Annotated in this window: 7 protein-coding genes; all 7 read right to left on the reverse strand. The window is 69.5% G+C overall.

What is annotated here, in order from left to right; genetic code table 11:
* Window positions 1-141: 141 nt before the first annotated feature.
* Window positions 142-3,105 (reverse strand): TonB-dependent receptor, encoded by a 2,964-nt coding sequence (locus tag LVB77_RS18095; RefSeq protein ID WP_232907453.1) that lies wholly within the window; start codon window positions 3,103-3,105, stop codon window positions 142-144.
* Between the two features lie 465 nt (window positions 3,106-3,570).
* On the reverse strand, window positions 3,571-4,299 hold the full coding sequence (locus LVB77_RS18100; RefSeq protein ID WP_232907454.1) for a copper homeostasis protein CutC: 729 nt from the start codon (window positions 4,297-4,299) through the stop codon (window positions 3,571-3,573).
* Window positions 4,296-5,303, reverse strand: a complete 1,008-nt coding sequence (locus LVB77_RS18105) for a N(4)-(beta-N-acetylglucosaminyl)-L-asparaginase (RefSeq protein WP_232907455.1) — start codon at window positions 5,301-5,303, stop codon at window positions 4,296-4,298. The genes LVB77_RS18100 and LVB77_RS18105 overlap by 4 nt, the downstream gene beginning before the upstream one ends.
* A gap of 97 nt (window positions 5,304-5,400) precedes the next feature.
* Window positions 5,401-6,390: a glucokinase gene (locus LVB77_RS18110; protein ID WP_232907456.1), complete on the reverse strand. Its 990-nt coding sequence runs from the start codon at window positions 6,388-6,390 to the stop codon at window positions 5,401-5,403.
* A gap of 220 nt (window positions 6,391-6,610) precedes the next feature.
* Entirely contained in the window at window positions 6,611-8,728 is a 2,118-nt protein-coding gene (gene recG / locus LVB77_RS18115) for an ATP-dependent DNA helicase RecG (RefSeq protein ID WP_232907457.1), read from the reverse strand.
* A gap of 299 nt (window positions 8,729-9,027) precedes the next feature.
* Window positions 9,028-11,463, reverse strand: a complete 2,436-nt coding sequence (locus LVB77_RS18120; RefSeq protein WP_232907458.1) for a TonB-dependent receptor — start codon at window positions 11,461-11,463, stop codon at window positions 9,028-9,030.
* A gap of 93 nt (window positions 11,464-11,556) precedes the next feature.
* A complete protein-coding gene (locus LVB77_RS18125) occupies window positions 11,557-12,705 on the reverse strand; it encodes an SO2930 family diheme c-type cytochrome (protein ID WP_232907459.1) in 1,149 nt (382 codons plus the stop codon).
* Window positions 12,706-12,707: the final 2 nt, after the last annotated feature.

Consider the following 12,707-nt stretch of genomic DNA (forward strand, 5'->3'; position numbering starts at 1 on the left):
TCCGAATGGGGCCCGCGGCCGCAGGCGGGAACAGCGTACGGCCGCAGGTCGGACGACACCGGCATGCCGGCGCCGTCGCAGGGATAAAAGTGGCCCGGCCGGTCGGCCGGGCCCAGGACCCGGGGGAGAGGTCGGGCTGAATCAGAAGTCGAACACGTACTCCAGCGAAACTTCGCGGCCGATCGGGCTGAACAGACGGCTGTTGTAGAACTCGTAGTCCAGCTTGTACGGGTCCTTGTGGTTCCAGCCGGTGCTGTTGAACACGTTGTTGACGTAGAAGTTGATCTTGGCGCGGTCGGTCACCTTGTAACCGGCGTTGAAATTCCAGGTGATCGCCGGACCGACGCGGCCGTAGTAACGCGAGGTGCTCTTGCCGGCGTTGGGATTGCTGCTGCCCGGCGGCACCGCGCAATTGGCATCCAGGCTGTCGCTGGGCACGTAGCCGTCCGGGAACGGTCGGCAGCCGCCGGGATTGTCGAGACGGTCGGTGCCCCAGTGGTAGCGCACGCCCGGCACCGAGCCGATGCGGTCGCCGTACACGGTCCAGTTCCACTTCTCGCCCTGCCAGCTCACGCTGCCGCGGACCTTGCTGCGCACGTCGCGGTCGCGGCGTTCCGGGTTCGGATCCGAGGCGTACACCTGCTCCTTCATCGAGATCAGGTTGGTGTAGTTCAGGCCGAACTGGAAGTTGCCCCAGCGCGCAGTGTTCAGGCGGTAACGCAGCGAGGCGTCGATGCCGGCGACGCTGCGCTGGGCGATGTTGATCGGACCGGTTTCCACCGACACCAGGCGGCCGGCGGCGTCGCGGTTCACGCGCGCCAGGATGGTCGAGCAGTACGCCGCGCCGCTGGGGTTGGACCACGGCACCGAGGGATCGACGGTGCGGCCGGTGCGGCAGCCCGCTTCGTCGGTGAGGATGGTGGTCAGCGGCAGATCGCGGATTTCGTCTTCCAGTTCGATCGACCAGTAATCGGCCGACAGCGACAGGTTGTCCATCGCGTCCCAGACGAAACCGACCGTCCACGACTCGCCCAGTTCCGACTTCAGGTCGGGCGTGCCGCGGCGGTTGGCGCCGAAGGCGTAGAACACGTCCGGATTGCCGCTGCCGCAGTCGTTGGTGACCGAGGCGCCGCTCTCGATGCAGCGCAGCGGATCGGTCATGCCCACGTCCGAGGTACTGGGCTGGGCCAGCAGGAAGTGCATGTCCGGCGCGTGGAAGCTGGTGGCGTAGCTGCCGCGCAGCAACAGGTTGTCCAGCGGTCGCCATTCGATGCCGGCGTTCCAGGTGGTTTCGGCCTGCGAACCGATCGCCAGGCGCGCGGCGCTGTCGAAGGCCTCGTAGCTGCCGTAGTGGTCGCGACGCGCCGCGGCGGTCAGGGTCAGCGACTGCAGCAGCGGAATCTTGAACTCGATGCCGGCCGAGTAGCGGGTGCGCTCGCCGCCGCCGCGATCGATGTTCTGCACCCAGTAGTCTTCGTTGCCGCGCGGATCGGGATCGAGCTGATAACCCTGCTTGGCCGCTTCCAGCACCGCGGCGAAGCCGATCGGACCGGCCCAACCTTCGAACAGGTCGCCGCTGAGCGACGCCTGCGCCTGGTTGACCCAGGAGGCGGCGTTGTTGATCGAGTTGACGCCGAACTGGCGGTACTGCTCCGGCGTCACCGGCGACCACCAGCGCGCTTCGTTGAAGTTGTACACCGGCAGCCCGTCCTGGGTGCCGATCTGCGGGCCGAGGAAGAAGTTCTCGGCCTGGTCCCAGTCGACCGTGGCGATGCGCTCGTGCACGGTGTAGCGCGAGCGGCCGACCGAGGCGTCCCAGTTGAAGCGGCCGTCGAACACGGTGCCGCTGAGGCCCGCGCTCAGATCCCAGGACTGCTCCTTGTTGAGGTTGCGCATGTTGTCCATGCCGCCGACTTCGACCGGCGTGAAGCTGCGCACACCGATCAGACGGCGGCCGGTATTGGCGTCGATGAAGGCGCCGCCGTCCAGGCCGTCGGTGAGCTGCAGCGACGGCGGCGAGCTGCCCCATTGCGCCTTGGAGTCGTACAACGCGACGTTGACCCAGCCCTGCAGATTGTCGGAGAAGTCCCAGGTGGCGTGCGCGTAGGCCGACCAGTCCTCGCTGCCGCTGCGCAGCAGCCAGTCGGCGAAGTCGGCGCTCTTGCCGCAGAGCTGGCCGGTGTTGCTGATGGTGTCGGTGCCGTAGTTGTAGGTCAGGCGGTCGGCGCGGTAGTACTCGCCGCGGAACTGTTCGCAGGCGCCGGCCGGCGGCGCCAGGCGGCGGTTGCCGTTACCGGCGTCCAGCAGCGCCAGGCCGGTGAACGGACGGAAACCGACCTTGCGCTGCTCGGTGTTCCACGAGCTGGGCGCGGCATCGTCGGAGTCGTCCATCTGCGGGCGGTCGCGGCCGAACAGCGCGTCGCGCTTGGTCCACTGCAGCGCGTAGCTCACGCTCCACTTGTCGCCGGTCTTGCCGCCGGCCCAGGACAGGTCCCAGGTGTCGCGGCCGCCTTCGGTGGAGGTGCCGCCGCGGACGCGGATTTCGTCGCCGCTGTAGTTCTTTTTCAGGATCACGTTGATGACGCCGGCGATGGCGTCGGAACCGTAGATCGCCGAGGCGCCGCCGGTCAGCACTTCGATGCGCTCGACCGCGGCGGCGGGAATGTTGGAGTAGTTGGCGAAGTTGCTCTGGCCGCCGTAGGGCAGCGGGTAGTCGGCGACGCGGCGGCCGTTGACCAGCAGCAGGCTGCGGTTGGGCCCCATGTTGCGCAGGTTCAGCGGGCTGGCGTTGGGCGTGTGCGAGCCCCATTGCACGTCGGCCTCGACCGTGCCGATGGCCTCGTTGAGCGTGCTCAGCGCGTCGTAGACGGTGACGAAGCCTTCGGCCTTGATCTGTTCGGCGGTCATCACCGTGACCGGTGCCGGACCTTCGATATCGGTGCGCTTGATGCGCGAGCCGGTGACGGTGATTTTCTCGACTTCGGTTACCTGGTCCTGCGCGGCCGCCCCCTGGGGCGCGTCTTGGGCCATTGCGGCCAGCGGGGCGAACAACACCAGCGCGAGGGCGCTGGCCAACGCATTGCGATGAAGCGTGGATTGAGTCATCACGGCGATCTCGGAAGTGAACTGCAACGGGACACACGGAGCGCGATTTGTGGCGTTTGTCACGATCTAAAAATTCGATCCTTTAAAAGGGACGCCGCGTCGGCAGTCCCTTTCCCCCTGAATCTGGATCGATCTAAATTCATCACAGGCGCGGGGCAATTGCATTCTGCGGTGCAGCAATACCCAGGCCGGTGGCGGCTAAGTGCTTGGCCGGCGGGGAGTTCGGGCGGCAGGCGAGGGTTGGCCGCGGCGTGACGGTGGGCGGTTGTTGCGCGCTTGGGTTTTGGGGCTGGGGTTGGGCTTGAAGCGGGCGAAGAGCAAATCCCCCTCAATCCCCCATTTTTTCCAAAGGGGGAGGCTGTTCGGCCTGGCTCCGGATGTGCTCCAACGCCCGGTGTGGACGACTGGATCAACACGAGGATGGTTCGCCCTCGGCTCACCGCAGCTTACGAAGTCTCGGCGGCGCTAGGCGTCGAGGGCGCGGCGCAGTGCGGCCACGCGTTCGCGTTCGCTGGCGATCCAGTCCGGCTCCAGCCCGGCCAGCGCGGCGTTGCGGTAGCGCATGCGCGAGCGCTGCGTCGCCTTGGCCGAGGCGTGCACCTGGGTCACGCCGGTCGCGGCCAGCAGCGATGCGACGTTGCCGGCCTCGATGCCCGCGCCCGCCATCACCGCGATGCGCGTGCCGGCCCGCTGCGCGAGCGCGGCGATGGCCGCGGCGCCGTCCGGTGCGGCGGACGCGCCGCCGGAGGTCAGCACGCGCTCGCAGCCCAGCGCGATCGCGTCCTCGAGCGCGCGCGCGGGCTCGCGCGCGGCGTCGATGGCGCGATGGAAGGTGATGCCCACGCCGCCGGCCGCCGCGATCAGCTCGGCGCAGGTCGCGCGGTCGACGTCGCCGTCGGCGTCCAGCGCACCGATCACCACGCCGTCGCAGCCCAGGCGCACGCAGTGTTCGATGTCGCGCCGCATCAGCTCGCGCTCCAGCGCGTCGTAGAGGAAATCGCCGGCGCGCGGGCGGATCAGCACGTACAGCGGAATCCGCAGGCGCTCACGCGCCATCGCGATGCTGGCCTGCGACGGCGTGCAGCCGCCCTCGCCCAGGTTTTCGCACAGCTCGATGCGGTCGGCGCCGCCGTCCTGCGCGGCCAGCGCCGAGGCCAGCGAGTTGGCCGCGATCTCCAGTTGGATGCGGCTCACTTGCGCTCCGCGGCGTAGACCGAGGCCGACTCGTGCAGGCGGTCGTGCGGGCCTGCGCTGCCGTCGTGGATCGCGTAGACGAAACCCTGGTGCAGCGCATACGCACCGACTTCGCCGTGCTTGCTCAGGGCCAGGAAGCACACCTGCAATTGCTTGCTGGCCTCCGGGCGCTTGCGCACCACGCGCTCGATCGCCTCGCGGCAGGCTTCGGCTGGCGAGCGGCCCTGGCGCATCAGTTCCACCACCAGGAAGCTGGCGGCGTTGCGCACCATCTCCTCGCCCACGCCGGAGGCGGTGGCCGCGCCGGCGTCGTTGTCCACGTACAAGCCGGCGCCGACGATGGGGCTGTCGCCGACCCGGCCGTGCAGTTTCCAGGCCATGCCGCTGGTGGTGCAGGCGCCGGCGAGCTTGCCGTCGGCGCCGATCGCCAGGATGCCGAGGGTGTCGTGGTTGCTGGCATCGCCGGGACGCTGCCGGCGCTCGGCGTTGATCTGCGGCTTGTATTCGCTGGTCTTGAGCCACTCGCGCCAGGCCTTACGCGCCTCATCGGTCAGCAACGGCTGCTTGGGGAAGCCCTGGGCCACGGCGAACTGCTGCGCGCCCTCGCCCACCAGCATCACGTGCGGCGTTTTTTCCATCACCGCGCGCGCCACCGACACCGGATGCAGGATGTCCTGCAGCGCGGCCACTGCGCCGCAGCGGCCGTCGCCGGCCATGATGCTGGCGTCCAGGGTCAGCACGCCGTCGCGGTCGGGATTGCCGCAGCGGCCGACGGTGGGATTGCACAGGTCGGCCTCGGCCCAGCGCGCGCCGGCCTCCACCGCGTCCAGCGCGGTACCGCCGCGCGCCAGCGTCGGCCACGCGGCGGCATTGGCGCCCACGCCGAAATCCCAGGTCGACACCACCTTGGCGCCGCTGACGGCGGCCGACGAGGCTACACGCGGCACGGCCAGCGCGCCGGCGGCCAGCAGCGAGGACTGGAGGAACTGGCGGCGTGTGCTCATGGCGGATTCCCTAGTACGGCAAGTCGGACCGGAGGACGACGCCGCAGGGCCGATGGCCGAGCGCGGCGCGCGGGCAATCGATTAGGGCTGGGCGCCGTCAGTCGGCGGCATGGCGTTCCAGGTAGCAGGCCGCGGCGCCGAGCAAGCCGAGCTGGCCGTGTTCGACCAGACGCACCGGCGTGCGCGCCATCAGGTCGGCGAACACGCCCTTGTTGCGGAAGCGCGCGGCGAAATCGCTGCGCAGCAGGAACGGCGCGATCTGCGCGGGGATGCCGCCGGCCAGGTACACCGACTCGGCGCCGAAGGTCACCGCCAGATCGCCGGTGAGGCTGCCCAGCATGGCGCAGAAGATCGACAGCGTTTCCAGCGCCTGCGCGTCGTCGCCGCGCTGGGCGGCGGCGGTGATCGCCGCGGGCGTGTCCAGCGCCGTCGCGACACCGTCCAACGCGCACAGCGCCTGATAGGTGTGGACCAGGCCGGGACCGGACAGCACGCGCTCGTTGTCCACGTGCGGCCAGCGTTGCAGCAGCTGCCGCAGCAGGTCCAGTTCGCGCGGCGTGCCGGCGGCGAGCGCGGCGTGGCCGGCCTCGCTGGGCAGCACGCGCGCGGGCGCACCCGGCACGTACAGCGCGGCGCCGAAGCCGGTACCCGGCCCCAGCACCAGCGCCGGGCCGGCGGTCGCGGCGTCGCCGCCGCAGACCAACTGCATCCGCGCCGGATCGGTGCGCGGCACGGCGTAGGCCACGGCTTCGAAATCGTTGATCAGCACCAGACGCCGGCGCCCGGCCTCGACGCGGGTGCGCTCCAGCGACACCGGCCAAGGCAGGTTGCTGTTGACCAGGCGGTCGCCGTCCAGGTGTCCGGCGATCGCGACCACGGCGTGCTCGGTCGCCAGCGGTTCTTCCTCGGCGAAGTCGCGCAGCATCGCCGCCAGGCTGGGCGCCTGCGCGCAGGCGTACTGGCGATAGCGCACCACAGACAGGCTGCCGTCGTCGCCGACGCGCACATGCCCGACGCGCGCATGGGTGCCGCCGACGTCGGCGGCGATCAGATCGCGCAACTGCGCGCACAAAGGGTCTACTGCCATAACCGACAAGCTTGTCAGGTTCGGGGGCGCTGCCGCTAGCGCGGGCTCGTTGCGGCGGTGGGCGGCAAGGTCGGTGCCGGCCGGCAAGGACCGGGCGGCGGCGCTGGAACGGGCGGCGGGCATGGCCGGCTTCCGGAGGGGTTGGCCCGATTATCGAACAAGTCGCGGATGATTTGTATCGATCAAAACCAGCGAATTTCGCTAATTCGCGGGTCGCCGTTCAGGCCGAGGCGTAGCGCGCGGCGCCGCCCACCCAGCGCGCCACGATGCGCTCGGCGGTCTCCGGCGCCTGCGCCAGCAGGCGCTCGCCCAGGGCCTGCACCTGCGGCAGCAGGTCGGCGTCGCGGGCTAGATCGGCGACCCGGAACCCGGCCAGGCCGGTCTGGCGCGTGCCCAGCAGTTCGCCGGGGCCGCGCAGCTCGAGGTCTTTTTCGGCGATCACGAAGCCGTCGTGGGTCTGGCGCATCGTCTCCAGCCGTTGCCGCGCCAGGCCCGACAGCGGCGAGCGATACAGCAGCACGCAGCTGGAGGCGGCGCTGCCGCGCCCCACCCGCCCGCGCAGCTGGTGCAGCTGCGCCAGGCCCAGGCGCTCGGCGTTCTCGATGATCATCAGCGAGGCGTTGGGCACGTCCACGCCGACTTCGATCACGGTGGTGGCGACCAGCAGATCCAGCTCGCCGTCCTTGAACGCGCGCATGGTCTCCTGCTTGTCCTTGGGCTTCATACGCCCGTGCACCAGGCCCACGCGCAGCGGCGCCAGTTGCCGCGACAGCTCCTCGAACGTGGTCTGCGCGGCCTGCGCGATCACCTCGTCGGAATCGTCGATCAGCGTGCAAACCCAATACGCCTGCCGCCCCTCGGCGCAGGCGGTGCGGATGCGCTGCACCAGGTCCGGCCGCCGCTCCTCGCTCAGCGCCACGGTCTGCACCGGGGTGCGGCCCGGCGGCAGTTCGTCGATCGCCGACACGTCCAGATCGGCGTAGGCGGTCATCGCCAGCGTGCGCGGGATCGGGGTGGCGGTCATCACCAGTTGGTGCGGCACGATGGCCTGCGCGCCGACCACGCCGCCGGCGCCCTTGTCGCGCAACGCCAGGCGCTGGTGCACGCCGAAGCGGTGCTGTTCGTCGACGATCGCCAGCGCCAGATCGGCGAAGGCCACGCCTTCCTGCATTAGCGCGTGGGTGCCGACCACGACCTGCGCCTCGCCGCTGGCGACCTGCTCCAGCACGGTCTTGCGCGCGCGCCCGGTGACCTTGCCGGCCAGCCAGGCCACGCGCACGTCCAGGGGTTCGAGCCAGCGCCGCAGGTTGTGCAGGTGCTGCTCGGCCAGCAGTTCGGTCGGCGCCATCAGCGCAGCCTGGCGGCCGTGCTGCACGGCCAGCATCGCCGCCAGCGCGGCGACCACGGTCTTGCCGCTGCCGACGTCGCCCTGCACCAGGCGCAGCATCGGCGAAGGCTTGGCCAGGTCGACGCGGATTTCGTCGAACACGCGTTTCTGCGCGCCGGTCAGCTTGAACGGCAGCGACTTGCGCAGGCGCTCGGCCAGAGGCATCTGCTTCAGCGGCCGCGCCTTGTGCGCCTGTTGGCTGATGCGCTGACGGCGCAGGCTCAGATGATGGGCCAGCAACTCTTCCAGGGCCAGGCGGCGCTGCGCGGGATGGCGGCCGTCGATCAGCGCGGCGACGTCGGCGTCCACCGGCGGCCGGTGCACGGTGAGCAGCGCCTCGCGCAGGGTCGGCAGGTTCAGGCGTTCGCGCAGCTCGCGCGGCAGCAGCTCCAGCGCGGCCTCGTCGGGCAAGCGGTCCAGGGCGTGGCCGATCAGCCGGCGCAGGGTGACCGGGCCGATGCCCTCGATCGCCGGGTACACCGGATCCAGCTGTTCGCCCAGCGCTTCGTCGCTGTCGTCGTCGAGCACGCGGTAACTGGGGTGCACGATTTCCAGTCCGTTCTGACCGGGCTTGGGCGTGCCGTACAGGCGCACGCGCGCACCGATGCGGAACTGCGCGACCTGCGCGGCGCGGAAATGGAAGAAGCGCAGCACCACGGTGCCGTGCGAGTCGTCGCCCACCGCCACCCGCAGCATCGGCCGGTAACGGAAGCCGCGCTCGACCGCCTCCACCCGTCCCTCGACCTGGGCGGCGACGCCGGGCTGCAGCAAACGCACCGGGGTGATCTGGGTGCGGTCCTCGTACTGGCGCGGCAGGTGCAGCCAGAAATCCTGCAGGCTCAGCAACCCGCGCGCGGCCAGCTTCTCCGCCATGGCCGGCCCGACTCCGGGCAGACGCGGCAGCGGTTGGCTGTGGAGTTCGACGGAGGGCCCGTCCTTACGGCTCGGCATGCGGCAAGGATAGGGCGGGAATCGGGAAAGGCAAAACCGCAGACGCGTGCGCGGTTGCGACGCGTGCGTGCGCGACTCGATTCGCGCGCCCCTTTCCCGTCATTCCGGCGAAAGCCGGAATGACGGTGATTGAAAGGGTGGCGGGATGACAGTGACGACGGAGCCGACGTGCGACGGTTTGGAGATCGCAGCGTCCTGCATCCGCTGCGCTTTCGTCCACCCCCAAAACCGAAACCCCGGCGCCTCGCAGCGCCGGGGTTCGGTGTCGTCGCCCGGCACGCGGCCGGGCTGCGGCGCCCTTAGAACTTCGCGTTGAACTCCACGCCGTAGGTGCGCGTATCGGTGACGCGCGCGCCGACGGTGCCCAGCACGGTCTTGCCGTAGGTGCCCAAGGAGTTGATGTACTGGTTGTCGAAGACGTTGTTGCCGAACAGCGCCAAACCCCAGTGGCCGTTGGGCGCGGTCCAGGCCAGGCGCAGGTCGGTGCGGTTGCGCGACTCGCCCAGGTCCAGCGCCGGGCTCGGGCCGCAGGTGCTCTGCGCCACCGACTCGGCATTGCAGCGCTGCTTGCTGCGGTAGGCGTGACGCAGCGAGAAACGCAGATCGCCGTGGTCCTGCAGGTTCCACTGGTAGTTCATGCCGCCGGCCAGGAACCAGTGCGGCACGCCGGTGGGCTTGCCGCTCAGGTCCGCGCCGTTGGTGGACTGGTAGTTCTTGTAGGTGGCGTCGATAAAGGCGGCGTTGAAGTCCAGACCCAGGCCGTCGGTGACCTGCCAGCGCGCGTCGAAGTCCACGCCGTAGGCTTCCATGTCCGAAGTGTCGACCACGAAGCGCGGAATGGTGGTGCTCATGTCCAGCACCACCGCCTGGCGGTTGTCGTAGACGTAGTAGTAGGCCGACAGGTTGTACTGCAGGCGGTGCTCGGGGAAGGACTGCTTCAGGCCGAACTCCAGGTTCCACACGTCTTCGTTGTCGAAGCGGCTGCCGATCTGCAGCGAGTTGAAACCGCCGGCCTTGTAACCCTTGGCCAGCGAGGCGTAGCCCATGGTGTTGTCGTTGAAGTGATAGTCGGCGACGAAGCGCGGACTGACGTCGCTCCAGGAACGCTTGGCGCGATTGGTCACGCCCTTGTTGAGCATCGCCGGCGGATCGATGAAGGCCACGTCGAAGACGAAGGTCTCGCGCGGGATGCCGGCCAGGGCGAAGAAGCCCATCGCTTCCAGCTGATCCAGCGCCGCGTCCAGCTCGGGCGCCGAGCGCGGGTTGTTGAGCCAGCTGAAGTCCTTCTCGTCGCGCGTGTAGCGCAGGCCGAAGGTCAGGTTGAGCTTGTCGGTGGCATGCCAGATCACGTCGCCGAACACCGCGTAGGACTGGGTCTCCAGGGTGTTGATGAACTTCTCGTTCCAGCGGTGGCCGCGCAGGCGGATCGGAATGCCGAATGCCGCCAGTTGTTGATCGACGTAGCCGAACAGGTAGCCGGTGGGCGTGGGCGCCAAGCCCAGGTTGTGGACGATGGTGTCCACCGAATCGGTCAGGGCATTGACCTCGCTGGTCTGGTCGGCCTTCTCCTTGAAGTAGCTGGCGCCGGCGACCCAGTCGACGCGGTCGGTGCTGCCGGCGAACTTGAACTCCTGGTAGACGCTCTGGTTGCTCTCGGTGTTGGTCGAGTCGACGTAGAGGTAGTTGCGATCGGTGCCGTCCTCTTCGACGCGGTTGACCGAATCGTAGTCGCGCCAGGAGGTGGTCGCGGTCAGCGAGCCCCAGTCGAAGGCGTGATCGACGATCAGCGTCACGCCGTCGAAGCGGCGCGATTCCTCGTTGCCTTCGGCGTCGGACGCGGTGGGCACCTTGCGCGGGTCCAGGTAGCCCAACTCGTCCACCGGCAGGGTCGGCAGACCCGGGCGCGGCGGCAGCGGCACGATGCCGGTGGTGGCCTGGCCGAGCTGGTCCAGGTTCTCGTGATCCCAGCTCAGGGTGGCGGTGGTGCGCTCGCCCAAACCGAGCCGGAACGCGGCGCGGGTGGCCCAGTTGTTCTCGGGGTTGAGGTCGCGGCCGGTGTTGGCGTCCTGGATCCAGCCGTCGCTGTGGTTGAACAACGCGTTGATGCGCAGCGCGGCGTCCTCGCCGGTGGGCAGGTTGACCATGGCGTCGGCGTAGACGCGGCCCTCGTTGCCCAGGCGCAGGCGCGCGGCCGCCTCGGTGTCGTTACTGGGCTTGCGGGTGATGATCGACACCGCACCGGCGGCGGTATTGCGGCCGAACAGCGTGCCTTGCGGGCCCTTGAGGATTTCGATGCGTTCCACGTCGGTGAACGGCAGCAGCACGCCGCCGCCGCGGCCGGCGTAGACGCCGTCGACGTAGATGCCCACGGCCGGATCGGTGCCGATGCCGAAGTCGTCGGTGCTGATGCCGCGCAACTCGAAGCTGGGCTGGGTCGGCTGCTGGCTGTTGACCACCAGGCCCGGCACGAAGCTGTCGAGGTCGCCTAGGTCCTTGGCGGCGACGTCGTCGATGAGCTGGTCGCTCACCACCTGCAAGGCGATCGGCACGTCCTGCAGCTCCTGCTCGCGGCTCTGCGCGGTGACGGTGATGGCGTCGAGGTCCTTGGCCTCGGCGCGCGGCTGCGGCTCGGGCGCGGATTGCGCCTGGGCCGTCGCCGGCACGCCGAAGGTGAGGACGGCACCGCCGCACAGGGCGGCGATCGCGGTGACCAACTTGTGTTTACGCAAGAGCATCGGGATCTTCCTCACGCTCGTTTTCGACATGGACGACACGTCCCCCCGGACACGCTCGTCGCCCTCCCCACGCAGCGCGCGCCCTTGCCGGCGCTAGCCGCAATCTCCTTGTTGCGCCGCGATCCAATCGCGGATCAGCGCCACGCCTTCGCGGTGCACCACGCTGCGCCCCACCTCCGGCATCATCGCCGACGGATCGTCGCTGTCCATCCGGTAAACCAGGATGGACGCGTCCGGATCGCCGGGCACGATGTCGTGGCGGCGGTCGCCGGTGCCCTTGCCGGCCGCGATCGGCAGCTTGCAGCGGCCCAGCCGCAAGGGCTCGACGGTGGCCGCATCCAGCCACAGGCCGGAGGTGTTGCCCGGCCCCTTCGGGCTGTGGCAATGGCCGCAGTTGATGTCCAGATAGGCGCGTGCGCGTTCGTCCAGACTGGCGCGCGCGCTGTCGCGCCAGTGGGCCGCGCGCGGCGCGGCGGCCGGCGTCGGCGCGCCCTGCAGATAGCCCAGCTGTTGCCAGTGCACGAACTGGTGAGCGCGGCCGCCGACATAGTCGAAGTCGCGATTGAGGTGGCGCGCCTTCAGGCCGATCGGCTGCAGCGCCTTGCTCTTGATGTCGGTGCCATGGCAGCCGCCGCACTGGTTTTGGTCGGGCACCTGATAGGTCGCGCTTTCGCGCTTGCCGTCGGCGTCCTGCAGGCTCAGCGCGACCAGCTCGCCGCCGCGCATCAACTTGGCTTCGGTCTGCTCGGCGTTCCACACATAGGGCAAGGCGATCCAGCCTTCCTGGCGCCGCACCAGCAGGCGGGTTTCGATCAGGCGCACGCGATCCAGGTCCAGCGCACCGTCGCGGAATTCGCCCTCGGCGCTGTCGCTGCGCGCGACCACCTCGCTGTCCGCCGCCTCGCCGGCCACGCGCGGGTAGTAGAAGGTCTTGCTGACCACGGTGCCGACCGGAAACTCGAACGCGCCGTCGGCGGTGTAGCGCGCCGACACGCCCCTGGGCATCCATACCGTGCGCAGCTTGTGCGCGTAGTCGGTGAACAAGGGCGTGTTGAGCTCGTAGGGCACCACGCCGTCGTTGAGGCGCAGACGATGGTCGGCCACGCGCAGCACGCCCCAGTCGCTGAGCAATTCGGGCTGGCCCTGCGCATGGAAGCGCACCGGCGCCGGCGCTCGATCGCAGGCCGCCAGCGCCGACAACAGCAACAACCCCAAACAGATGCGCAAACGCGATCCCGTCATCG

Source organism: Lysobacter sp. 5GHs7-4, from assembly GCF_021284765.1.
GTDB lineage: Bacteria > Pseudomonadota > Gammaproteobacteria > Xanthomonadales > Xanthomonadaceae > Lysobacter.